Origin of the sequence: Paraburkholderia sp. SIMBA_053 (genome assembly GCF_046534895.1) — a bacterium.
Classification (GTDB): Bacteria; Pseudomonadota; Gammaproteobacteria; order Burkholderiales; family Burkholderiaceae; genus Paraburkholderia; species Paraburkholderia caledonica.
In genome coordinates, this window is sequence record NZ_JAWRXU010000002.1 from 254,330 (window position 1) to 278,741 (window position 24,412).

Genomic DNA, 24,412 nt, shown 5'->3' on the forward strand with positions numbered 1-24,412 from the left:
GCACACAAATTAGCAGATGTGGCCGCCTGTAGCGCTTTTGTGCGAAAACGAACGGTGCCAAATGGTGCCGCGCCGCATTCTGACGTGTCTATCGCGTTGCGACGCTTTTCAGCAGGAGAGGTACCGATGACCCCGCTTTCGCACGCTTTATCGCGCAAAGGCAACAATTTCGACCTCGTGCGGCTGCTGGCCGCCGTGGCCGTGGTGTATGGCCATTCGTATCTGCTGCAGTCACCGGACGGCACGACCGACTGGGTCGAAAACGCGCTCGGTTTCGACGGTTTCGGCGCGCTCGGTGTGTACGCGTTTTTTTTGCTGAGCGGCATGCTGGTGACCGCGAGCTTCGACCGCCAACGCTCGGTGCCGCGCTTCGCCGTGCTGCGGATTGCACGCCTGTGGCCGGCGGTGGCGGTTGGATCGCTCGTTACGGTTTTCATCGTCGGACCGCTTTTCACGACGCTGCCGCTGCGTGAGTACTTCAGTTCGGGCATGACGTGGGCGAATCTGGACAACTTCTCGACCATCGTGATGAAAACCGGCTGGGCGCTGCCGGGGGTGTTCGAACACAACCGCTTTCCCGTCGATGTGTGCGGCCCGTTGTGGACGCTGCCGCTCGAAGTACGCTGCTACCTGATCGTGCTCGCAACCGGCTTGCTCGGGTTGCTGTCGAGCGCGCGCGGCGTCGCGCTCGCGGCGGCGCTCGGCATTGCCGCTTTCGTGCTGCGCGTGCATTTGCCGCCGCATCTGACGCCGCATTCGCTGCCGCTCGCACAGATTGGCCTGCGCGACTTCACCGAGACGCCCGGCGGCTATTCGTTCTGGCCGGAGCCGTTTTTCATGCTTGGCATGCTGCTGTATGGCTTGCGGGAGCGGATCAGTATCGACGGCCTGACAGCGCTCGCATTCACCATGGTGTTCCTCGTCTTCCGCGACACGGCCGGCGCGCAGCCGCTGTTCTATCTGGCTTTTGTGTACGGCGTACTGTGGATAGGGACGACGCCGCTGTTGCGGCGGTTCGTGCCGCGCCATGACTACTCGTACGGAATCTACCTGTATGGCTTCATGGTGCAGCAATGCGTCGCGAATATCGCTCCGCAGTTGAGCCATGTGACGGCAGTGCTGATCGCCGCCCCGTTTATCCTGCTCTGCGCGGCTTTGTCGTGGCACTGCGTCGAGCGGCCGGTGCTGACGTGGTGCCGTGGGCGCCTCGCGCGCCGGCGGGCGCCGCGTCCCGACGGCGTGCCGGTGAGCGAGCAGGCCGCGCGCTAGAGCGTGTGGTGAATGTGTGGGGCGGTCAATCCAGGCTTGGAGTGACGGGTTTCGTTTACTGCGACGGCAACGCCGTGAGACGCGATGCGTGTGAGACAGACATTCGAAATGAGCGGGGCGGGGAGCAGGGCGAGGAGATGACGAGACGTCGGCTGGAAGCGACGCGAGGGTGTTTTAAGGTGTTGCAGTAAGTGAGTCTGAAAGCGAGGCAGGAAGCGAAGCGGGAGGTCGGCTCGAACTGATGCGAGAGCCGACCTCCGAGTAGGGTGCGAAGCGAGTTGAAAGCGCGGGGCAGGGCAACGCTCAGCGCTTTCTTTTTTACCTCAAGCGTGCCGCGCGGCCTCACGTTCCGCGGCTTCGATCGTGTTGACGAGCAACATCGTAATTGTCATCGGGCCGACGCCGCCCGGCACCGGCGTTATGTAGCCGGCCACTTCCTTGACGCCTGCAAAATCCACGTCGCCGCACAGCTTGCCGGCTTCGTCGCGATTCATGCCGACGTCGATCACGGCCGCGCCCGGCTTCACCATGTCGGCGGTGAGAATGTTGCGCAGGCCGGTGGCGGCCACCACGATGTCGGCGTTGCGCGTATGCGCGGCCAGATCGCGCGTTTTGCTGTGACAGATCGTGACCGTGGCGCCCGCTTCGAGCAGCAACAGCGCCATGGGCTTGCCGACAATGTTCGAGCGTCCTATCACCACCGCGTTCGCGCCCTGAAGCGGAATGTCGTAAGCCGCAAACATCTTCATCACGCCGTACGGCGTGCACGGGCGAAACAGCGGCTGGCCGGTCAGCAATGCGCCGGCATTGGCGACGTGGAAACCGTCCACGTCTTTCTCGGGCGCGATCGCCTCGATCACCTTGTGGCTATCGATATGCGGCGGCAGCGGAAGCTGCACGAGAATGCCGTGGATGCGCGGATCGCGGTTCAGTTCGTCGATACGTTCGAGCAGTTCGGCTTCCGGCAGATCGGCCGGATAGCGGTCGAGCGATGAGCCGAGACCGTTGTCGTGGCACGCCTTGACCTTGTTGCGCACATAGACTTCGCTTGCCGGATTGTCGCCGACCAGCACGACGGCAAGCCCCGGCTGATGGCCGCGAGCGGTGAGTGCGGCGGCGCGCGCGGCCACGTCGGCGCGCAGGGTCTTGGAAAGGGCGAGGCCGTCGATCAGTTTGGCAGTCATGGTCGGTCGAGAGGGACAGTATGGAAAGCGGAGCAGCGCGCGTGCCGCGCACCGTGGCGTTTTTCAGCGGGAACGGGTCGGCGCAAGAAAAGCACGTGACGCCAATCGGAGCTAGGCGCCGCTGCAAAGTCCGTCATTATACCGGCGTGCGCGGTCATGCCGATGACGTCCGATCGACGCGAGCGCTTGCCTTGACGAAGAAGTAGCGAGGAAGAACCGGCGAAAGGCCGGACTGGGTAGTCCGGCCGCTTGGGGGCCGTGTGGACCGACCGCGCCGACCGGGCCGCCGGGGGCGACGGCCTTTCAGTTCGCGTTAAGCGCGGCAGAAGGCGCGCCTGAAGCACGCCGCCGGCGCTTATTGTGCCGCTTGCTGCGGTTTGTTCGACAACGCGAGTCGCAACAGGTCGGCGACCGTGTTGACGTTCAGCTTTTCCATGATGTTCGCGCGGTGCGCTTCGACCGTCTTGATGCTGATGCCGAGGTCGTCGGCGATCTGCTTGTTCAGGCGGCCGGCAATGATCCGCTCCAGCACCTGATGTTCGCGGGCGGTGAGCTTGCCGAGACGCTCGGCGGCCGCGCGCTGCTGCTGCACGCTCGTGCTTTCGCTGCGCGCCTTGTCGAGCATGCGCTCGACGAGCTTGCGCAACTCGGCTTCGTCGAACGGCTTTTCGATGAAGTCCATCGCGCCTTTTTTCATCGTGGACACTGCCATCGGCACATCGCCATGACCTGTCACGAAGATGATCGGCAGCGACGCATTGTCGGCGATCAGGCGCTCCTGCAGTTCCAGTCCGCTCATGCCGGACATCCGCACATCGAGAATCAGGCAGGCTATCTGGCCCGGATGCTGATGCGGCTGCCATGCGTCGATGAATTGCTCGGCGCTCGAAAAGCACTGCACGCGGTAGCCGTTTGCCTCCAGCAGCCAGCGCAGCGAATCTCGCACGGCCTCGTCGTCGTCGACGACAAAGACAGTTTCCTGTGTGGTGACTGGGCTGTTCATAGCTCTCCCGTAACGGTTTGTGGTGTCGGCGCCTCTGACCCGCCGTTGCTCGGGCCGTCGGGCTCTCCAATAGGCAGACTGCAATGGAACGTGGCGCCCGTGATGTGGCCGTCTGACTCGACGTTGTTGACCACCCACAGACGGCCGCGGTGCGATTCGATAATCGAACGGCAAATGTTCAGCCCCATGCCCATACCATCGGACTTGGTGCTGTAAAACGGTTCGAACAGCCGCTCGGCCGTTGCTTCGTCGACACCCGGACCCTGGTCGACGACGCTGATGCAGACAAAGCCGCTTTCCAGCCGCACGACCACGCGGATCACCGGATCGACCGCATTGGGCCGCGCTTCGGCCATCGCCTCGGCGCCGTTCTTGAGCAGGTTGACCAGCACCTGCTCGATCAGCACCGGGTCGACGTAAATGACGGGCAACCGCGAGCGCATGTCGGTGACGATGCGAATGCGCCGCTTGCGCACCTCGATCTCCGCGAGGCCCACCGCGTCTGCGACGATGTCCGCCACGCGCGTAGCCTGACGCTTGGGCTCGCTGCGTTTCACGAACTCGCGAATCCGCTTGATGATCATGCCGGCGCGCACCGCCTGCTGGGCGGTCTTTTCGAGCACGGGCAGCAGGTTGTCCGGCGTCGTCCGACCGGATTTAACCAGTGCAACGGTTCCCGAGCAATAGTTATTGATCGCGGCGAGCGGCTGATTCAGTTCGTGCGCGAGCGACGAGGCCATTTCGCCCATGGTCATCAGCCGGCTCGTGAACTGCAGTTTTTCGTCCTGCTGGCGCGACAGTTCCTGCGCCTGCTTGCGCGTGGTGATGTCGGTTGCAATCTGCATCTGCGCAAGGTGGCCGTCCACCCATTGAATGTACTGGCGGCGCACTTCGAACCATTTCTGGATGCTTTGCACATAGATTTCCTGCGCGTCTGCCGTGCTCTCCGTCAACGCGGCGGCGGGCAGTCCGGCGTAGGTATCCACCATATCGATCGAATCCGACGACGCCTGTGCGCTATCGAACCCGCCGCCCGCCAATTCCAGGTGGCCGTCAGGGCGGATCCCGAACAGGTGCCGGTAGTAGCGGTTCGCGAACAGCAGTTCGGCTTCATCGGCGGCGAGCACCGAGACGGCGGCGTCGAGGCTCTCCAGCACGGTCGTGAAGCGCTCGTGTGCGGCGGCGAGTTCTTCACGCGCGCGCTTGGGTTCGGTGATGTCGGTCATCGACGACATCCAGCCGGTCTGGCGGCCCGAACTGTCGATGAGCGGCGATACGTAGAGGCGCGCGTGGAACGTGGAGCCGTCTTTGCGGCGCACGCGCAATTCGAAGCCCGAAGAGGGCGCCTTGCCGCGCAGCGTCATGTCGAGCTGACGCTGCATCTCCGGATAAGCGTCGCGCGGCCAGTAAGCGAACGGCGCGGTCTTGCCGACAAGGTCGCTTTCGTCCCAGCCGGTCATCCGGCAAAACGCCGGATTCACGTGTGTGATGCGGCCGTGCATGTCGAGCACGCGCATGCCGATCAGCACGGAATTTTCCATCGCACGACGGAAAAACGCTTCGGCGTAAAGCGCCTGTTGCGCCTCGAAACGCTGCCGCGTGTGTTTCCACAAACTCCACAGACTCCACAGCACGAAACACGATAGACCTGCCACCAGCCACACGAGTGTGTTGTTGGTGAAATTGGTCATTTGCGGGAACGCATAGACGCGCACCGAGACACCCTGGCCCGGCGGGTCGAGCGGCAGGTCGTAGAACATGTCGCGCGGCAGGCGCGGGCGCGTGGACGTGGTGGTCAGCTCGCGGTTGTTCGCGTCGATGATCGAAATCTTGTACTTGGCCGACAGCTCGGGCGGGATGTCGTGCTTCAGAATGCCTTCGACTGAAAACACGGCGGCAATCGAGCCGAGAAATTCGCGGTCGCGATAGACCGGTGTTTGCAACGTGATGTAGCCGTTGCCGAGGTCGTCGTAGATGAGCGGCGAGTAGACCTGGCGGCGCGTGCTGCGCGCCTCGGTGAAGGCGGCTTTCACTGCCTCGTCCATCTGGGTGTCGTTAGGCTTCGCGAGCCGCTGTCCGAATACCGGAAGCGCCGTGCTGGGCCAGCGCGGCTGCTGCTGGCTCGTGTACCAGTTCATGTAGAGGATCTCGGGATGCCCCTGCATGATGTCCGTGGTGGACACCTGGAACGACTGCGGATCGGCGTGGCCCGCCACGAGGTCGCGGGCGAGAGCCTGGATCTGTTCTTGCGCGCCCGTCATGGACAGGCGGATCTGCTGCTGGGCCCATGCGACGTTACGGTAGAGCGTGTCTTCCTGTTGCTGCTGCTCGCGCCGGTTCAGGCTCCAAAGAATCAGGCTCATGACGACCAGGAAAACCAGGATCGACAGGAGCGGCGTGAGCAAATAGGAATTCGACCACCATGGTCCATGGTGCCAGCGGGAGGACGGCGTCGAATCCGCCGGCGAACCGGCGGTGCGCGCCGAGCGAGCGAAAAGCCGTTCGGTCAACATGCGTGGCATTGTAGCGCAGCGCGTACTTCCCAAATGGCGCAAAAATCACGGAAAGTGCCGTTAATCGGCGCACACTAGCTCGCGTATCCGTCAAAAGGCAGTCAAATCAGGTTGCGCCGCAACAATTTTCCGCATTATGATAACCGATCTCGTAATTCGAAAATTTTGTTGCGTGGACGTCGGGACCCTTATTACAATCGGCCGAAGCTGCCGCGGCCGTGCTTCGTCCGCGTCGTCTGTCCAAAGAGCGTTCCTCTATATCCAGGAGACGAGCATGTCCGCTGTACCCGACGAAGTCATGAAATATGTCGCCGCTGAGAAAGACGACGATCCCCAGGAAACCGGCGAATGGCTCGAAGCGCTGGATGGCGTGATTTCTGCTGTTGGCCCCGACCGTGCCCACTACCTGATCGAGAAGCAGATCGAGTTTGCCCGCGTGCATGGCGAACATCTGCCGTTCTCCGCCAACACCCCGTACATCAACACGATTCCGGTCACGCGTCAGGCGAAGATTCCCGGCGACCAGGACATCGAACACCGCATCCGTTCGTACACGCGCTGGAACGCCATTGCCATGGTGCTGCGCGCCGGCAAGGACACCAATGTCGGCGGCCACATCGCGTCGTTCGCGTCGGCGGCCACGCTGTATGACGTCGGCTTCAACCATTTCTGGCATGCGCCGTCCCCCGAACACGGCGGCGATCTCGTGTTCGTGCAGGGCCACTCGTCGCCGGGTGTGTACTCGCGCGCGTTCCTGCTCGGCCGTCTGACCGAACAGCAGCTCGACAACTTCCGCCAGGAAGTGGGCGGCGAGGGCATCTCGTCGTATCCGCACCCGTGGCTGATGCCGGATTTCTGGCAATTCCCGACCGTTTCGATGGGCCTTGGCCCGATCATGGCGATCTACCAGGCGCGCTTCATGAAGTACATGCAGGCGCGCGGCATCGCGAAGACCGAAGGCCGCAAGGTGTGGGCTTTCCTCGGCGACGGCGAAACGGACGAACCGGAATCGCTCGGCGCGATCGGCATGGCCGGCCGCGAACGGCTCGACAACCTCGTGTTCGTGATCAACTGCAACCTGCAGCGCCTCGACGGTCCGGTTCGCGGTAACGGCAAGATCATCCAGGAACTGGAAAGCGAATTCCGCGGCGCGGGCTGGAACGTCATCAAGGTCGTGTGGGGCAGCCGTTGGGACGCACTGTTCCAGCGCGACAAGTCGGGCGCGCTGATGCGCCGCATGATGGAAGTCGTGGACGGCGAATATCAGACGTACAAGTCGGAGTCGGGCGCGTTCGTTCGGGAGCACTTCTTCAATACGCCGGAACTGAAGGCGCTGGTCGCCGACTGGTCGGACGAAGACGTGTGGAATCTGAACCGCGGCGGCCATGACCCGCACAAGATTTACGCGGCGTTTTCCGAAGCCACCCAGACGAAAGGCCAGCCGACCGTCATTCTTGCGAAGACGATCAAGGGCTACGGCATGGGCGAAGCCGGCCAGGCCATGAACATCACCCACCAGCAGAAGAAAATGCAGGTGGAGCAACTGAAGAAATTCCGCGACCAGTTCCGTCTGCCGATCGCCGACGAAGACCTGGTGAACGTTCCGTACCTCAAGTTCGAAGAAGGTTCGAAGGAACTCGAGTACATGCGTGCCCGCCGTCAGGAACTCGGCGGTTATCTGCCGGCGCGCCGTCAGAAGGCCGAATCGCTGCCGGTGCCGGACCTGTCGGCATTCGAGCCGCTGCTGAAGGGCACGGGCGAAGGCCGCGAGATTTCCACGACGATGGCGTTCGTGCGCATTCTCAACATCCTGCTCAAGGACAAGGCGCTCGGCAAACGCATCGTGCCGATCGTGCCCGACGAGTCGCGTACGTTCGGTATGGAAGGTCTGTTCCGTCAGATCGGTATCTGGAATCAGGATGGCCAGAAGTACATTCCGGAAGATTCCGACCAGCTGATGTTCTACCGCGAGTCGGAAACCGGTCAGATTCTGCAGGAAGGTATCAACGAAGCCGGCGGCATGTCGGACTGGATCGCAGCCGCGACGTCGTACTCGACGCACGGCGAGATTATGATCCCGTTCTACATCTTCTATTCGATGTTCGGCTTCCAGCGCATCGGCGATCTCGCATGGGCCGCGGGCGACATGCGCTCGCGCGGCTTCCTGCTGGGCGGAACCGCGGGCCGCACGACGTTGAACGGCGAAGGTTTGCAACACGAAGACGGCCACTCGCTGCTGTGGGCCGCTTCGGTGCCGAACTGCATCAGCTACGACCCGACGTTCGGTTACGAACTCGCGGTCATCATGCAGGACGGCCTGCGCCGCATGGTCGCTGATCAGGAAGACGTGTACTACTACATCACGGTGATGAACGAGAACTACGAGCACCCGGCGATCCCGCAGGGCGAGAGCGTAGCGGCTGACATCATCAAGGGCATGTACGCGTTCCGCAAGGCCGATGCCGACAGCAAGGCGCCGCGCGTGCAGCTGATGGGCGCGGGCACGATCTTCAACGAAGTGATCGCCGCCGCCGACCTGCTGAAGAACGACTGGGGCGTCGCCGCCGATCTGTGGAGCGTGCCGAGCTTCACCGAACTCGCGCGCGAAGGCCACGAAGTGCAGCGCTGGAACCTGCTGCATCCGACCGAAGAGAAGAAAGTCTCGCACGTCGAGAAGCTCCTGAAGGACGCGCCTGGTCCGGTGATTGCCTCCACCGACTACGTGCGCGCGCTGACCGAGCAGATTCGCGCATTCGTGCCGCAACGTTTCGTCGTGCTGGGCACGGACGGTTACGGCCGTTCGGACACGCGCGAGAAGCTGCGCCACTTCTTCGAAGTCGACCGCTACTGGGTCACGGTGGCCGCGTTGAACGCACTGGCAGACGAGGGCACGATCGAACGTAAGGTCGTCGCCGAGGCGCTCAAGAAATACAACCTTGATCCCGCCAAACCCAACCCGATGACCGTCTAAGGCATCATTCCCCGTGTGCCACGGCGTGCGCGCCTGTTCCTGATCGTCAGGGGCAGGTGCGTGCGCGGCCCAGGAGACACTAACAATGAGTCAAGCGATCGAAGTCAAGGTGCCGGACATCGGCGATTACAAGGACATTCCTGTGATCGAGGTGCTGGTCAAGGCGGGTGATACCGTCGAAAAAGAGCAATCGCTCGTCACGCTGGAGTCCGACAAGGCGACCATGGACGTGCCGAGTTCGGCCGCCGGCGTCGTCAAGGAAGTAAAGGTCAAGGTCGGCGACAACGTGTCGGAAGGTTCGCTGATCGTCGTGCTGGACGGCGCCGAAGGTGGCGCGGCTGCTCCGGCGCCCGCTGCTGCGCCTGCCCCCGCTGCTGCTCCTGCGCCCGCACCTGCGCCCGCACCTGCACCGGCCGCAGCGCCCGCTGCAACCGGCGGCGGCCTGCAGGATGTCAAGGTGCCCGATATCGGCGACTACAAAGACATTCCCGTGATCGAAGTCGCGGTGAAGGTCGGCGATCGCGTCGAGAAAGAGCAGTCGCTCGTCACGCTCGAATCCGACAAGGCGACGATGGACGTGCCCAGCTCGGCCGCTGGTGTCGTCAAGGAAGTGAAGGTCAAGGTCGGCGATACCGTCTCCGAAGGCTCGGTCATCGTCGTGGTGGAAGCCGAAGGCGCCGCCGCGGCACCCGCTCCGGCACCCGCAGCAGCACCGAAGCAGCAAACCGAAAAGCCGTCGGACGCGCCGGTTACGCCGTCGCCCGCTCCGGCTTCGCCGTCCGCACTCGCGCAAGCGCCGGTGATTCCGGCCGGCGAGGGGGGCGCACGGCATCCGAGCCACGCTTCGCCGTCGGTGCGCAAGTTCGCGCGCGAACTCGGTGTGGATGTGACGCAGGTGCAGGGCACGGGTCCGAAAGGCCGCATTACGCAAGCTGACGTGACCGCGTTCATCAAGGGCGTCATGACGGGCCAGCGCGCAGCGCCGGCCGGTGCAGCCGCGCCCGCGGCTGCCGGCGGCGGCGAGTTGAATCTGCTGCCGTGGCCGAAGGTCGACTTCACGAAGTTCGGTCCGGTCGACCCGAAGCCGCTCTCACGCATCAAGAAGATTTCCGGTGCGAACCTGCATCGCAACTGGGTCATGATTCCGCACGTCACGAACAACGACGAAGCGGACATCACCGAACTGGAAGCGCTGCGCGTGCAGTTGAACAAGGAAAACGAAAAGGCCGGCGTGAAGATCACGATGCTGGCGTTCGTGATCAAGGCCGTCGTGTCGGCGCTGAAGAAATTCCCGACGTTCAACGCGAGCCTCGACGGCGACAACCTCGTGTTCAAGCAGTATTACCACGTGGGTTTTGCTGCCGATACGCCGAACGGTCTCGTGGTTCCGGTGATTCGCGACGCGGACAAGAAGGGTCTCGTCGAAATCGCAAAGGAAATGACCGACCTGTCGAAGGCGGCGCGCGAAGGCAAGCTGAAGCCGGACCAGATGCAAGGCGGATGCTTCTCGATCTCGTCGCTGGGCGGTATTGGCGGCACGAACTTCACGCCGATCATCAACGCGCCCGAAGTCGCGATTCTCGGCTTGTCGCGTGGCGCGATGAAGCCGGTGTGGGACGGCAAGCAGTTCGTACCTAAGCTGATGCTGCCGCTGTCGCTGTCTTACGACCACCGCGTGATCGATGGGGCCGAAGCTGCGCGCTTCAATGCGTATCTTGGGGCGCTTCTTGCCGATTTCCGGCGTGTGATTCTTTGATTGTGATGTTGCGCGGGGCGCTGGTTTTTTCTTTGATCCGCGTCTCCCTGTAGAACCTGCTCTCTCGTCGGTGAATTTAGCGTCGCCCTTGTGCAGGGCGGCGCCTGCTTTCCTTCGTATTCCAGAGAAAAGCAGCCAGACGAATGGCGCGTTTTCGCCTGACGGTGCAGGTTCCTCGTTCATCACAGTCAATAAGAGAAGGGGACACTATGAGTCTCGTCGAAGTAAAAGTGCCGGATATCGGTGACTTCAAAGACGTCGATGTCATCGAAGTCAACATCAAACCTGGCGACGTCATCGAGAACGAACAGGCGCTGATGACGCTCGAGTCCGACAAGGCTTCCATTGAAGTGCCGAGCGACACAGCCGGTACCGTCAAGGAAGTCCGCGTCAAGGCTGGCGACAAAGTTTCGCAAGGCACGATCATCGCGCTCGTCGAAACGTTGGCGGACGCGGCGCCCGCGAAAGATGCGCCTAAGGCTCCGGCCAAGGAACCCGAGAAAGCGCCGGCTGAAGCGAAACCTCAGGCCGACGCGGCGAAGCCTCAAGCCGCCGCGCCCGCGCCGCAAGCCGGTAGCTTCTCCGGCAGCGCGGACATCGAATGCGACATGCTCGTGCTCGGCTCGGGCCCTGGCGGCTATTCCGCCGCGTTCCGGTCGGCCGACCTCGGCATGAAGACAGTGCTGGTCGAGCGTTACGCAACGCTTGGCGGGGTTTGTCTGAACGTCGGCTGTATTCCGTCCAAAGCGCTGCTGCACACCGCGCTCGTGATCGACGAAGCCGAAGCGCTCGGCGCTCATGGCATCACGTTCGCAAAGCCGCAGATCGATCTGGACAAGCTGCGCGACTTCAAGTCGGGCGTCGTCAAAAAGTTGACGGGCGGTCTCGCTGGCATGGCCAAGATGCGCAAGGTCGAAGTCGTGACGGGGACCGGCTCTTTTGTCGATCCGAATCACATGGAAGTGCAGACCGAAGGCGGCAAGAAGGTCGTGAAGTTCAAGCAGGCGATCATCGCTGCGGGCTCTGAAGCGGTGAAGCTGCCGTTCATTCCGGAAGATCCGCGCGTGGTGGATTCGACCGGCGCGCTCGAACTGCGCCAAATTCCGCAGCGGATGCTGGTGATCGGCGGCGGCATCATCGGCCTGGAAATGGCAACCGTGTACGCCACGCTCGGCGCGAAGATCGACGTCGTCGAAATGCTCGACGGTCTGATGGCAGGCGCCGACCGCGATCTCGTCAAGGTCTGGGAGAAGTACAACAGCAAGCGTTTTGCGAACGTCATGCTGAAGACCAAAACCACCGCGGCAGAGGCCAAAGACGACGGCATCTACGTGTCGTTCGAAGGCGAGAAGGCTCCGGCCGAAGCCCAGCGCTACGACCTGGTGCTGGTGGCAGTCGGCCGCTCGCCGAATGGCAAGAAGATCGGCGCGGACAAGGCGGGCGTGACGGTAACGGACCGCGGTTTCATCGACGTGGACAAGCAGATGCGCACGAATGTGCCGCACATCTTCGCAATCGGCGATATCGTCGGCCAGCCGATGCTCGCGCATAAAGCCGTGCACGAAGGCCACGTTGCTGCCGAAGCGGCTCATGGCGAGAAGGCGTACTTCGACGCGCTGCAGATTCCTTCGGTGGCGTACACCGACCCGGAAGTCGCTTGGGCCGGCAAGACGGAAGACCAGTTGAAGGCCGAAGGCGTCAAGTACGGCAAGGCAGTATTCCCGTGGGCCGCTTCGGGCCGCGCGATTGCCAACGGACGCGACGAGGGCTTCACGAAGCTGCTGTTCGATGAGGAAACGCACCGCGTGATCGGCGGCGGAATTGTCGGTCTGAATGCAGGCGACCTGATCAGCGAGGTGTGCCTCGCGATCGAAATGGGCGCGGATGCCACCGACATCGGCAAGACGATTCACCCGCATCCCACGCTCGGCGAATCGATCGGCATGGCCGCCGAACTCTACGAAGGCGTGTGTACGGACTTGCCGCCGCAGAAAAAGAAGTGATACGCACGGTACATCCGCATTCGTGCGGATCGTGCCAACGAAAAACGGCGCGCCCTTTGCGGGGCGCGCCGTTTTCATTTGGAACAGCGAGCGAGATAGGTTTGCTGCCGGATCGCACCCCAGCGGGGTGCTTACGCCGCGCAAAAAAATCCCGGCGCTTCGCCGGGCAAACGATACGTCAATCAACGTATCGGAGCGTTCGGCCAATTGAAACCGTGTGAGCGGCAACGGCACGACGCTGTTGCTTGCAGAAGCGCCGGCGCAGCGGTGAGCTGGGCCGGCGCAAATAACGCCTTCAAGTCACGCTCCGGGCAAGCCCGAGGAGCGAGGCCTGAACGTTAGACCGGCTTCTTGGCCGAGCGCGATGCTTGCGCTGCGGCTTGCGAAGCTGCCTTCGACGCGGCCGTAGCGGCTGCGTTGAAGTTGCTTTCGGCGATTTCAACAGCTTGCTTCGTGGCCTTGTGAACCGTTTCGTACGTGGTGTTGGCGGCGGTGATGGCCGACTTGATCACGGCGACGGCGGTTTCCGAACCGGCCGGTGCGTTGCGCGCGACGTTTTCGACGAGCGACTGAACCTTGCGGTTCTGCTCTTCGAATTGCGCTTCGGCTACGCGGGCGAACTCGCCTTGCGTTGCCGAGACGATTTCGTACACGTGACGGCCATACGACAGCGCCTTTTCAGCGACCGGCTGTGCGAGGCTTGCTTGCAGTGCCAGCAGTTCTTGCGCGTCTTTGACGGACAGCGCGCGTTGGGCATTTTCCTGGCTTTCCGCGAGCGTCGATTTCACGACTTGCAGGTTCAGTTCAACCAGCTTTTCGACGCCTTCGAATGCCTTGGTCGTCAGGCCGAACAGCGTTTCGAAATTAGCTTTCTGGGCTGCAGCGAATTGCTCGGGGGTCAGCAAAGTCATGGTTTACGCTCCTGGATCGCGGCCCATCTTTGCAGACCGCATTGGGTGGTGGCGAGACGCAGATTCGTCTGCCCGGACCGCGATGAATTGTGCATCGCAGCAATGGATCCTATTTTAAGATGCCGCCAGCGAATGTCAAGCGGTTTTTGTGCATTGCACAATTTTAAGAAACCACTTAGAAAACAATAGCTTATGCGCTTGGCATGACAAGCACGTGACGCGGTCGAATTGACCGTTGCACTGAGCTGGTGCGGCGATTTTTCGGTAGTTAGTTCCGGAAAATGCCCGCTTTTACGCGCTAGTTGTGCGTCGCAAAGCGGGTGGAGCGCAGGGTTGTCATTTAACAAAATATCGCCGCGCAAGCGAATCGATGTAAACCATAAAGTGTCACGGAACGTTAATCGTTGATGCTGGTCGAATGCGCGTCTTTCGATTTGCAGCGGACACTTAACATCGCGCAGGCGCCTCGCATCCAAAGCGTCGCGCGAGGCGTTGCGGCGCTGGTTGCGCGACGCTCGTGTTTCCCCTCATCAAGGTTGTCTCGAAATTGCCGTTATGCTTGAAGGATCACGCCCTTTTTGAGCGTAACGGCGATGGCGGGGCTCGGCGTCCCGATCGTTTTTTTCGATCGAGGCGCGGCACTTATTTGTATTTTTGCGATCGGAGCTTACAAGCCGGTTTAAGGAGCGCCCATAAGTGCTTCAAATTGCTAAATTTTCGTTGTTTTACTACACTTGCGGAAATCTCTCGCCGCTCCTCATAGAACACCCATGAAAACCGACATGTTTTCGTCGCTAAAAGTGATCCACGGCGCGGCGCGCAGCACCGCGCTGTCGGTGGCCGCCTCCATGGTCCTCGCGGCCGCGCTTGGCGCCCCGGTGAGCACTTTTGCCGCTACGCCAGCTGCATCTGCAAAAACCTCGAAACACGCGAAAGCCGCGACCAAGCCGGCCGCCACCGCCAAGGTGTCCAGCAAGGCGGCTAAAGCGGGCAAAGCCGCAGTGGCGAAGACCGCAGCCGTCGACGACGACGCGCCCCGCGCGAGCGTCAAGCGCAAGCGTGTGACTTATACGTCGAGCGGACGTCATCGCTCCGTAGTGCGGCGCGTCGCATATGAGCCGCGGCAGCCTACCGTTGGCCAGGCGTTCGGCCTGCACGAAACGCCGGACGCGCTGATGCTGCGCTCGAGCGTCGCGTACGTGGTCGATCAGAACACGGGCGAGCCGCTCTTCGACAAGAATTCGCGCGCCGTGGTGCCGATCGCGTCCATCACCAAGCTGATGACGGCTATGGTGGTGCTCGATTCGAAAGAACCGATGACCGATCAGCTCGAAGTCACGGACGAAGACCGCGATTACGAGAAAAACACTGGCTCGCGCCTGTCCGTGGGCTCGGTGCTCTCGCGCGAAGACATGCTGCACATTGCGCTGATGGCGTCGGAAAACCGCGCGGCTGCAGCGCTTTCGCGCTACTTCCCCGGTGGCCGCCCGGCGTTTCTCGCGGCCATGAACGCAAAGGCGCGGCAACTCGGCATGACCGACACGCACTTCGAAAATCCGACGGGTTTGACGAGCCAGAATGTGTCGAGCGCGCGCGATCTCGTGAAGATGGTCAACGCGGCCTATCAATATCCGCTGATCCGCAGGTTCTCAACGGATCACAGTTATGAGGTCTACACCGGCAAGCGCACGCTGGCCTACAACAGCACTAACGCACTCGTGCGTAACCCGACCTGGGACATCGGTCTCCAGAAGACGGGTTTCATCAACGAAGCAGGCGAATGCCTCGTGATGCAAGCCAACATTCATGGCCGTCCGATGGTGCTGGTGCTGCTCGATTCGTCGGGCAAGTATTCGCGTTTCGCCGATGCGACGCGGCTGCGCACGTGGCTCGACAACGGCGGCGACCAGGCGCGTATCACGAGCGCAGACGCCAGCGGTCCCGGCACCTGAGCTGTTCGCGCACGGCCGGCTTGCCGGCCAGCCGCTTGAAGTTAAAAAGCCCCGCACTTCTGCGGGGCTTTTTTCATTCGACGGACGGTTTTCGCGTTACGCGTGCGAGCCCGGATGGTGGTTATGACCTTGGGAAGCTTGCGGCCGATACCCGAGCGCCTCGGAAATCACGAGCGCGGTCTGGCTGAGTTGGCCGAGCCAGGAATCCTGCAGGCGATCGGCCGGAGCGGACAACGACAAGCCAGCGACCAGCTTGCCCGTATCGTCGTAGATACCCGCGGCGATGCAGCGCACGCCGAGTTCGAGTTCTTCGTTATCGCGCGCGCAAGCCTGCTGGCGTACGTGCGACAGTTCGCGCTCGAGCTTGGCGAGATCGGTGATGCTGTTCTGCGTGTGACCGGACAGGCCCGTGCGCGTCGCGTAGGCGCGCACGCGCGTCGATTCGTCGGCGGCGAGAAAAAGTTTGCCCACCGAGGTGAGATGCAGCGGCGCGCGTCCGCCAATGGCCCGCACCACCTGCATACCCGAACGCTCCGAATACGCGCGTTCGATGTAGACGATCTCGTCGCCCTGACGCACCGACAGGTTCACCGTCTGGCCCGTCTCGCGATGCAGTTCGCGCATCGGCGTGAGCGCCGCGTCGCGCACCGACAGGCGCGCTTTCACCAGGTTGCCGAGTTCGAGCAGGCGCATGCCGAGCCGGTAAGTGCCGGGATCGGACCGATCGACCAGCCGGCACATCACCATGTCGTTCAGGATGCGATGCGCGGTGGACGGATGCAGCTGCGTGCGGATGGCGAGTTCTTTCAGGCTGACCGGGTCGCTATGCGCGGCGAGTGCGTCGAGCAGGCGCATCATGCGTTCGATCACCTGGATCGAAGTTTTGGGATCCGGGTTCGTGTCGCTCATAAGAAGAATCAGTTGACGCGTCAAACAGCGGAAATTGATTGTATCTCGTATCGTGAAAAAAGCGAACGCACTTGGAAGACCTCTTCGAATTCGGCGAGGCCTTCGTCCTACACCTTCCGAGCGTTGGTATTGTCCGCCAAACAGCGGATAATCAGGGACGTTTTCCCGGAGGAGGGCTCATGCGAGTCGGATTGTTCGTCACCTGCCTCATCGACCTGATGCGGCCCGAAATCGGTTTTTCGGTTATCAAGCTGATCGAGGGCGCCGGTTTTGAAGTCGTAGTCCCACCGGCGCAGACATGCTGCGGGCAGCCCGCGTACAACTCGGGCGAGCGCCGTATCGCCCGCGATCTCGCCGAAAAGACCTTGCGGGAGTTCGAACAGTTCGATTACGTGGTGGTGCCCTCGGGCTCGTGTGGCGGCATGATCCGCACGCATTACGGCGACCTCTTCGCCGACGATCCCGAACTGATGAACCGCTTCGGCCGGCTGCGCGCCAAGGTCTTCGAGCTCACCGATTTCCTCGTGAATGTCGCCCACGTGCAATTGCAGCCGGGCGAGTTCGGAGGGCCGGTTACGTATCACGACTCGTGCTCCGGGCTGCGCGAGCTTGGCGTCAAGGCGCAGCCGCGCGAGCTCCTCGCACAGGTGGGCGTGGCGGTGACGGAAATGAAGGGCTGCGAGCACTGCTGCGGCTTCGGCGGCACGTTTGCGGTCAAGTACGGCGACATTTCCACTGCAATCGTCGACGAAAAATGCGCGAATATTCGCGACAGCGGTGCAGGCACGGTCGTGCTCGGCGACCTGGGCTGCATGCTCAATATTGAAGGGCGTTTAAGGCGTACCGGCGATACCGCGACGCGCGTGCTGCACATCGCGCAAGTGCTGGCCGGGGACGTTTAAGGGGATCGCCATGCAAGTCCAGTCCATGCAGTTCAAGGCGCGCGCCGGTCAGAAACTCGCGGACCAGCGGTTGCAGCAGAACCTGACCAAGCTGTCCACCAAGTTCGTTTCCGCCCGCGCCGTCGCGATGACGGCAATCGACTTCGCCGCCACGCGCGCGGCGCTCAAGGAACGTCGCAATCGCGCGCTCGAAAACCTCGACGTGTGGCTGGAAACCTTCGAGCGGGAGGCGACCCGGCGCGGCGTCACGGTGCTTTTCGCGGAGACCACTCAGGAGGCGGCGAGGCTCGTCGGCGACATTGCACGCCGGCACGATGTGAAGAAGGTGATCAAGACGAAGTCGATGGTCACCGAAGAAATGCGCCTGAATGAAGTGCTCGGGCAAATGGGCGTCCAGTCCATTGAAACCGATCTCGGCGAATACATTCTGCAGATCAACGGCAACGAGCCACCGAGCCACATCATCGCGCCGGTCGTGCATAAGGATAAAGACGAGATCGCCGACCTCTTCGCCAAAACACATGGCCGGCCGCGCCTCACCGAAATTCCCGACATGACGCTCGAAGCACGGCAGGTGCTGCGTCCGCATTTCATGAGCGCGGACATGGGCGTGACGGGCGGCAATTTCGTGATCGCGGAAACCGGCTCGGTCGTGCTCGTCACGAACGAGGGCAACGAAGGCATGTGCACCGTCATGCCCCGCGTGCATGTGGCCGTGACCGGCATCGAGAAGGTATTGCCTACGCTCGAAGACCTCGCCACGGCCATGCGTCTGCTGCCGCGCTCGGCGACCGGCCAGACCACGTCGAATTACTTTTCGCTCCTGACCGGACCGCGAGGCGAGGGCGATCAGGACGGGCCGGAGCACATGTATGTAGTGCTCGTCGATGGCGGGCGTACGGGGCTGATCGGCGGCGATTTTCAGGAGATGCTTCGCTGTATTCGCTGCGGCGCGTGCATGAACCATTGTCCGGTGTATCAAAAGGTGGGCGGACATGCGTATGGCTGGGTGTATCCCGGACCTATGGGCTCGGTGCTGACGCCGAGCTACGTCGGCCTCGACAAGGCGCTGGATCTGCCGCAGGCCGCCACGCTATGTGGCGAGTGCAACAGCGTGTGCCCGGTTGGGATTCCTTTGTCCGATCTGTTGCGAAAGCTGCGGGAGAAGCAGGTGGAGCGGCGACTGCGTCCATGGAAGGAACGCGCCGGCTTGGCTGTGTGGGGCTTTATGGCGCTGCATCCAGGTATGTATGCGCTTGTCACGAAGCTCGCCGTGCGCGTGCTAGAGCGCCTCGGCGGAAGCAATCGGTCGATCGCCAAGTTGCCGTTAGCCGGCGCCGGCTGGACCGACACCCGTGACATGCCTGCACCGGTGGGGCGCACATTCCGGGAGTTGTACGCCGCGCAGCGCAGTCATATCGGCTAATTGTGGTGAGCACGCTTCGCGTCCCGCTGTAACGCGGGTAACGGGGCGCAGCCATCGTGGCCGTAGTCGCTGAGTCAGTGAGTCAGTGAGTCACTGACTCAGCGAGGCGCGCGCTCCCGCAAGCTTGTGTCAACTGCGCGAAAGCGAATCCGCGTGCGCCGAGGTCCCTGCCAGGTACGCTGTACGTGCTTCTTGCAGATCGCCGAGGCGGTCAAACGCCATTTAGTGCTCTGTCATCCCGCTCGACCGGTGACTCGGAACTCCTCCCTCGCCCGCTCGGCCGCCGTTGCCATGGCCGCCTCCACCTCCGCCTCCTCCCCCTGCCTGTTGCGCCGGTGCCGGCGGCGGAGGCGCGGCGACCGGGCGCGGCGCATTCGACCCACTCGGTCCACGCGGACCGGCGGCCGCCCCTTGGGGCGGCGATGCGCCGCCGGGCTGGCCGTGCCATCCACCGTTGCCGCCGTGATTGCCATTGCCGCCGTGATTGCCGTTGTCGCCGTCGTGGTACGGACGTCCCGGATAACCGCGATATCCCGGTCCCGGCCCGTAGTAGCGCCCGGGGCCGTCGTAATAACCGGGGCCGTAGTAGTTGCTGTAACCCATGTAGACGTTGGTCTGTGGCGGGACAGGCGCGCCGTAGCCATCGTAACCGTCGTAGGTGCTGTAGCCGTTGCTGTACATCGGAGTGCCGTCCGGATACACGGCGCAGCCGCCCAGAAGGGCGGCAACGGCGACAGCGCCGAGGGGTGCAAAGCGTTTCATTTCAAGCCCGAGCTAAGAGGTTTCATGTCTATGAGACCGCAATTATGACCGTCTGTCTCGCCAGCTTTGTATGCTTTTGTAAGGAGTTAAGTTCCGTGCCAGGCGCGACGGCGTATGGCGCTGCCAGTAGTCACGTCGTTGCACTGTTCCATTACACGCAACGCTGTATCGCGCGACGGCGGGTTTTTCTCGATTGCCTCTTTCTATAGGATTCGTGATGGGCATAGTGAGCATTGAACTCGCGAGCCACTTAGGAAGAACGACATCATGAAAAAGAAAATAGCGGTGTATTGGCCTCTCGCACTCGTCCTCGCGCTGGCGGGGTTGGCGTATATGCAAATCTGCGGTGACATGGCTTCGCGTGCCTCGCAGGCGCCCCTTGCCGCTGAGCAACTGACTGCGGAACTCGCGCGCGCCGTCTCGTACGGCATGATCGACGATGCATCTTCGTTGCCGGCCAAGCCGTTGCGCGCCGTCACGGCGTCGCCGCTGCCACAGGCATCCTGAACTGGCGAGCGACCAGCCGGATCGAGCGTTAGGCTGCGGGCGAGATTCGGCGGGGCTTTGTATAATCGCGGCACCGTGCGGTAGGCGTCGCGTTTCATCTCCTAAGCCCGCGTGGACGACGTTTTGCGGGCCGGTGCCGTTGCCGCGGAGTTGTACTACTAGTGCGCTGTGAAGCGTCAGAAGAAGCCGCTGATGAAAACTGTGTCTATCTGCTTTGTCTGCCTCGGCAACATCTGTCGTTCTCCCACCGCGGAAGGCGTGATGCGCCGTCTCGTCGAAGAAGCGAAGCTTGGCGAGCGCATCCTGATCGACTCGGCAGGAACAGGCGATTGGCACATCGGCCAGCCACCGGACGAGCGCGCGCAGCACGCTGCCCGTGGCCGGGGCTACGATCTCGCCGCGTTGCGCGGTCGGCAGATCGCCGGAATCGACTTCGATCGCTTCGATCTTCTGATCGCAATGGACGATAAGAACGTGGCCGCGCTGCGCCAGGTCTGCCCGCCGGATCAGCGCGACAAGATCCGTCTGCTGATGGAGTTCGTGCCTGAAACCGACGCGCGCTGGGGCGGCGCACGCGAAGTTGTCGATCCGTATTTCGGCGGCGCAGAAGGCTTCGAGCAGGTTCTCGATCAATGCGAGGCGGCGTGCCGAGGCCTTATCGCGGCGCTGCGTCCCCAATTGATCGGCTAGATCCACCGGCGGTCGGCTGCGAGGCGCGCTGACAATTAAGCGAATGACCCAAATTGCGATAGGGATACTTGACTAAATCGCTCATGTATTTATACTTGACAAAACTTGTCGAGAATAGCGGTTCCCCATACATATGAGACTCACCACGAAAGGCCGTTTCGCCGTCACGGCGATGATTGACCTGGCGTTGCGCCAGGAGCAGGGCCCGGTGACGCTTGCGGGTATCAGCCAGCGCCAGCATATCTCCCTGTCATACCTCGAGCAGCTCTTTGGCAAGCTGCGTCGCCATGAAATCGTCGAGTCCGTGCGCGGACCGGGCGGCGGCTATAACCTTGCCCGCCGTGCTGAAGACGTGACCGTAGCCGACATCATCATCGCGGTGGACGAGCCGCTCGACGCTACGCAATGCGGCGGCAAGGGCTCGTGCGAGGGCACGAAACAGCACGACGGTCACTGCATGACCCACGAGCTGTGGTCCACGCTGAACCAGAAAATGGTCGAGTACCTGGATTCGGTCTCCCTGAAAGATCTGGTGGATCAGCAGCGTTCGCGCGAAGGCGCCCCGGCCGTCCTGCGCGATAGGCGCAGCGAGGCGCCGGCGGTCGAGCCGGTGCGCGTGGCGCCAAAAGGGCCCAATTCCGTTTTCAACATGGCCGGTTCCTGAGGCGCGGCACGACATCACCGCAGCCCATAGCGAATTCAGAAGCCAGAGCACACGACGTCCCCGGAGCGATAGATGAACAACGACATTCCCCACCTGCCCATTTACATGGACTACAGCGCCACGACCCCGGTCGACCCGCGCGTGGTGGACAAGATGATTCCGTATCTGCGCGAGCAGTTCGGTAACCCCGCATCGCGCAGCCACTCGTATGGCTGGACGGCGGAGCGTGCAGTCGAAGAAGCGCGCGAGAACGTCGCGGCGCTCGTCAACGCCGACCCGCGCGAAATCATCTGGACCTCGGGCGCAACCGAGTCGGACAACCTCGCGATCAAGGGTGCAGCGCACTTCTACAAGAGCAAAGGCAAGCACATCATCACGGTGAAGACCGAGCACAAGGCCGTGCTCGACACCTGCCGCGAACTCGAGCGCGAAGGCTTCGAAGTCACGTATCTGGATGTGAAGGACGACGGTCTGATCGACCTCGAAAAGTTCAAGGCGGCGATTCGCCCGGACACGATTCTCGTGTCGATCATGTCCGTGAACAACGAGATCGGCGTGATTCAGGACATCGAGGCAATCGGCGAGATCACCCGTGAAAAAGGCATCATTTTTCACGTGGACGCGGCGCAAGCCACCGGCAAGATCGAGATCGATCTGCAAAAGCTGAAGGTCGACCTCATGTCGTTCTCGGCGCACAAGACTTATGGCCCGAAGGGCATTGGCGCGTTGTACGTGCGCCGCAAACCGCGTGTGCGTATTGAAGCGCAAATGCACGGCGGCGGTCACGAGCGCGGCATGCGTTCGGGCACGCTGGCCACGCACCAGATCGTCGGCATGGGCGAAGCATTCCGGCTTGCGCGGGAAGAAATGGCAACGGAGAACGAGCGCATTCGCATGCTGCGCGACCGCTTGCTGCGCGGCCTGTCGGAAATCGAAGAAGTGTATGTGAACGGCGACATGGAAAAGCGTGTGCCGCACAACCTGAACATCAGCTTCAATTTCGTCGAAGGCGAATCGCTGATCATGGCGGTGAAGGACGTGGCGGTGTCGTCGGGCTCGGCGTGTACATCGGCTTCGCTGGAACCGTCGTATGTGCTGCGCGCGCTCGGCCGTAACGACGAACTCGCGCACAGCTCGATCCGCTTCACGGTGGGCCGCTTCACGACCGAGCAGGACGTCGACTACGTGATCAATCTGCTGAAGACGAAGATTTCGAAGCTGCGCGATCTGTCGCCGCTGTGGGAAATGCATCAGGACGGCATCGACATTTCGACCATCCAGTGGGCGGCGCACTGACGCGCCGGCTGGTCGAAATGGATCGCGCTGTTATCCGATTGGCAGATTGAAACGAATTAAGGAGTGTAATCATGGCTTATAGCGACAAGGTTCTGGATCACTACGAAAACCCGCGCAACGTCGGCTCGTTTGCGAAAGACGACGACACGGTCGGCACCGGCATGGTCGGCGCGCCTGCTTGCGGCGACGTCATGAAGCTGCAGATCCGCGTGGGCGCAGACGGCATCATCGAAGACGCGAAGTTCAAGACGTACGGCTGCGGTTCGGCGATCGCATCGAGCTCGCTCGTCACCGAATGGGTGAAGGGCAAGACGCTCGATCAGGCTATGTCGATCAAGAACACGCAGATCGCGGAAGAACTCGCGTTGCCGCCGGTAAAGATCCACTGCTCGATTCTCGCGGAAGACGCGATCAAGGCTGCGGTCGCCGACTACAAGCAACGTCACGGCGCAGCGGTCGAAGAAAGCGACAAGCAGCACGCTTGAGGCTTCTGGTTCGGGAACGACCGGGTGAAAGGAAGCGGGCGGCGCGGCAACACGCGCCGTCAGGCATGAGCGACATTTGATGCAGGCAGGGTAGCGGTGTGTCGGCACGCACCGCGCAATGAGAAACGCTATGGCAATTACGTTGACCCAGAAGGCAGCACAGCACGTCCAGAAGTATCTGACCCGTCGCGGTAAAGGCGTGGGCCTGCGTCTCGGCGTGCGCACCACAGGTTGCTCCGGCTTGGCTTACAAGCTCGAGTATGTGGACGAACTCGCGCCCGAAGACGAGGTGTTCGAGTGCAATGGCGTGAAGATCATTGTCGACCCGAAAAGCCTTGCCTATATCGACGGAACCGAACTCGATTTCGCGCGCGAAGGGCTGAACGAAGGCTTCAAGTTCAATAACCCGAATGTGAAAGACGAGTGCGGCTGCGGCGAGTCGTTCCGCGTGTAACTCGAAAACTTCCGCGTGCAGCGGACCAAAGGCGGCGCGGGCCGCCTTTTTAGTTTGCTCCGCGATTTCGCGTGAGGCAGCCCGGCGACCTCCGCTCCAATGCACTTTTCTCGACGGAATTTTTTGATTCGATGGTTTCGCTGAACGTCTCGCTGAACGATAGCCACTTCGACCTGTTTGGTCTTCCTGCGCAATTCGCGCTCGATCCGGCTGCGCTCGATCACGCGTATCGCACGGTGCAGGCGCAAGTGCATCCGGACCGCTTCGCGGCGGCCGGCGACGCACAGAAGCGCATCGCGATGCAATGGGCCACGCGCACGAACGAGGCGTATCAAACGCTTCGCGATCCGCTAAAGCGCGCGACCTACCTGTTGCATCTGCGTGGCATCGACGTCGGCGCGCACGACAACACCGCCATGGAGCCGGCGTTTCTGATGCAGCAGATGGAGTGGCGCGAAGGCATTGAAGACGCCGCCGCGGCCAAGAACGTCGACGCGCTCGACGCGTTGCTCACGGAATTGCGCGACGAGGAACGCATCCGTTTCGAGAAGCTCGGCGCATTGCTCGACAGCGGCGCAAATCAGGCGGCGGGCGAGGCGGTGCGGCAGTTGATGTTTATCGAACGGGTGGCCGCGGAAATCGGCACGCAGATCGAGCGGCTCGAGGATTAGGCGGCTCGTTTGCAGCATCGCATCGCAGCGATGCAAAGCGGCATTGGCATTACATCCAGCAACGCAATTTCAGGACGGAGTCTG

At 62.0% G+C, this 24,412-nt stretch carries 20 protein-coding genes; 14 read left to right on the plus strand and 6 right to left on the minus strand.

What is annotated here, in order from left to right:
* Positions 1–126: 126 nt before the first annotated feature.
* Complete coding sequence (locus SB753_RS07690; RefSeq protein ID WP_410799843.1) at positions 127–1,269, plus strand: acyltransferase family protein; 1,143 nt, start codon at positions 127–129, stop codon at positions 1,267–1,269.
* Positions 1,270–1,592: 323 nt separating this feature from the next.
* Here the strand turns inward: SB753_RS07690 and folD are convergent, their stop codons facing one another.
* The 3 genes from folD to fixL all read right to left on the minus strand — a co-directional run bounded on the left by folD (position 1,593) and on the right by fixL (position 5,969).
* On the minus strand, positions 1,593–2,453 hold the full coding sequence (folD, locus tag SB753_RS07695; RefSeq protein WP_020065487.1) for a bifunctional methylenetetrahydrofolate dehydrogenase/methenyltetrahydrofolate cyclohydrolase FolD: 861 nt from the start codon (positions 2,451–2,453) through the stop codon (positions 1,593–1,595).
* A gap of 355 nt (positions 2,454–2,808) precedes the next feature.
* A complete protein-coding gene (gene fixJ / locus SB753_RS07700) occupies positions 2,809–3,456 on the minus strand; it encodes an oxygen response regulator transcription factor FixJ (protein WP_020065489.1) in 648 nt (215 codons plus the stop codon).
* The gene (gene fixL / locus SB753_RS07705; protein WP_087754038.1) at positions 3,453–5,969 is read right to left on the minus strand and encodes an oxygen sensor histidine kinase FixL; all 2,517 of its coding nucleotides are present in this window, start codon (positions 5,967–5,969) and stop codon (positions 3,453–3,455) included. The genes fixJ and fixL overlap by 4 nt, the downstream gene beginning before the upstream one ends.
* 274 nt (positions 5,970–6,243) lie before the next feature.
* Between fixL and aceE the strand changes: the two genes are divergently transcribed.
* From aceE to lpdA, 3 genes are all read left to right on the plus strand, one after another.
* On the plus strand, positions 6,244–8,940 hold the full coding sequence (aceE, locus tag SB753_RS07710) for a pyruvate dehydrogenase (acetyl-transferring), homodimeric type (RefSeq protein ID WP_204520533.1): 2,697 nt from the start codon (positions 6,244–6,246) through the stop codon (positions 8,938–8,940).
* Between the two features lie 85 nt (positions 8,941–9,025).
* Positions 9,026–10,696, plus strand: a complete 1,671-nt coding sequence (gene aceF, locus SB753_RS07715; RefSeq protein ID WP_410799846.1) for a dihydrolipoyllysine-residue acetyltransferase — start codon at positions 9,026–9,028, stop codon at positions 10,694–10,696.
* A gap of 209 nt (positions 10,697–10,905) precedes the next feature.
* A complete protein-coding gene (gene lpdA, locus SB753_RS07720; protein WP_410799848.1) occupies positions 10,906–12,699 on the plus strand; it encodes a dihydrolipoyl dehydrogenase in 1,794 nt (597 codons plus the stop codon).
* A gap of 338 nt (positions 12,700–13,037) precedes the next feature.
* On the opposite strand, the gene SB753_RS07725 is transcribed toward lpdA, so the two are convergent.
* On the minus strand, positions 13,038–13,610 hold the full coding sequence (locus SB753_RS07725; protein ID WP_020065495.1) for a phasin family protein: 573 nt from the start codon (positions 13,608–13,610) through the stop codon (positions 13,038–13,040).
* Positions 13,611–14,380: 770 nt separating this feature from the next.
* Between SB753_RS07725 and pbpG the strand changes: the two genes are divergently transcribed.
* On the plus strand, positions 14,381–15,562 hold the full coding sequence (gene pbpG / locus SB753_RS07730) for a D-alanyl-D-alanine endopeptidase (RefSeq protein WP_410799850.1): 1,182 nt from the start codon (positions 14,381–14,383) through the stop codon (positions 15,560–15,562).
* 96 nt (positions 15,563–15,658) lie between these two features.
* Here pbpG and SB753_RS07735 read toward each other — a convergent pair whose 3' ends face one another.
* A complete protein-coding gene (locus SB753_RS07735; RefSeq protein ID WP_027775436.1) occupies positions 15,659–16,471 on the minus strand; it encodes an IclR family transcriptional regulator in 813 nt (270 codons plus the stop codon).
* A 179-nt stretch (positions 16,472–16,650) separates the two neighbouring features.
* Here SB753_RS07735 and SB753_RS07740 point away from each other — a divergent pair, with 179 nt between their 5' ends.
* Together SB753_RS07740 and SB753_RS07745 are read left to right on the plus strand one after the other, a co-directional pair.
* Positions 16,651–17,373 carry a (Fe-S)-binding protein gene (locus tag SB753_RS07740; RefSeq protein WP_020065499.1) on the plus strand — a complete coding sequence of 241 codons (723 nt, stop codon included), beginning with the start codon at positions 16,651–16,653 and terminating at the stop codon, positions 17,371–17,373.
* A gap of 10 nt (positions 17,374–17,383) precedes the next feature.
* Positions 17,384–18,799 carry a LutB/LldF family L-lactate oxidation iron-sulfur protein gene (locus tag SB753_RS07745; protein ID WP_410799851.1) on the plus strand — a complete coding sequence of 472 codons (1,416 nt, stop codon included), beginning with the start codon at positions 17,384–17,386 and terminating at the stop codon, positions 18,797–18,799.
* Positions 18,800–19,021: 222 nt separating this feature from the next.
* Here SB753_RS07745 and SB753_RS07750 read toward each other — a convergent pair whose 3' ends face one another.
* Positions 19,022–19,561 carry a hypothetical protein gene (locus SB753_RS07750; RefSeq protein ID WP_410799853.1) on the minus strand — a complete coding sequence of 180 codons (540 nt, stop codon included), beginning with the start codon at positions 19,559–19,561 and terminating at the stop codon, positions 19,022–19,024.
* A gap of 267 nt (positions 19,562–19,828) precedes the next feature.
* Here SB753_RS07750 and SB753_RS07755 point away from each other — a divergent pair, with 267 nt between their 5' ends.
* The 7 genes from SB753_RS07755 to hscB all read left to right on the plus strand — a co-directional run bounded on the left by SB753_RS07755 (position 19,829) and on the right by hscB (position 24,328).
* Positions 19,829–20,068 carry a hypothetical protein gene (locus SB753_RS07755; RefSeq protein ID WP_410799855.1) on the plus strand — a complete coding sequence of 80 codons (240 nt, stop codon included), beginning with the start codon at positions 19,829–19,831 and terminating at the stop codon, positions 20,066–20,068.
* A gap of 192 nt (positions 20,069–20,260) precedes the next feature.
* Positions 20,261–20,758: a low molecular weight protein-tyrosine-phosphatase gene (locus SB753_RS07760; protein WP_214878655.1), complete on the plus strand. Its 498-nt coding sequence runs from the start codon at positions 20,261–20,263 to the stop codon at positions 20,756–20,758.
* A gap of 133 nt (positions 20,759–20,891) precedes the next feature.
* Positions 20,892–21,422 carry a Fe-S cluster assembly transcriptional regulator IscR gene (gene iscR / locus SB753_RS07765; RefSeq protein ID WP_006051269.1) on the plus strand — a complete coding sequence of 177 codons (531 nt, stop codon included), beginning with the start codon at positions 20,892–20,894 and terminating at the stop codon, positions 21,420–21,422.
* Between the two features lie 72 nt (positions 21,423–21,494).
* On the plus strand, positions 21,495–22,718 hold the full coding sequence (locus SB753_RS07770) for an IscS subfamily cysteine desulfurase (RefSeq protein ID WP_020065504.1): 1,224 nt from the start codon (positions 21,495–21,497) through the stop codon (positions 22,716–22,718).
* Between the two features lie 71 nt (positions 22,719–22,789).
* Positions 22,790–23,203 (plus strand): Fe-S cluster assembly scaffold IscU, encoded by a 414-nt coding sequence (gene iscU / locus SB753_RS07775; protein ID WP_020065505.1) that lies wholly within the window; start codon positions 22,790–22,792, stop codon positions 23,201–23,203.
* A 130-nt stretch (positions 23,204–23,333) separates the two neighbouring features.
* Positions 23,334–23,657 carry an iron-sulfur cluster assembly protein IscA gene (gene iscA / locus SB753_RS07780; protein ID WP_020065506.1) on the plus strand — a complete coding sequence of 108 codons (324 nt, stop codon included), beginning with the start codon at positions 23,334–23,336 and terminating at the stop codon, positions 23,655–23,657.
* 131 nt (positions 23,658–23,788) lie between these two features.
* On the plus strand, positions 23,789–24,328 hold the full coding sequence (hscB, locus tag SB753_RS07785) for a Fe-S protein assembly co-chaperone HscB (RefSeq protein ID WP_020065507.1): 540 nt from the start codon (positions 23,789–23,791) through the stop codon (positions 24,326–24,328).
* Positions 24,329–24,412 lie beyond the last annotated feature (84 nt).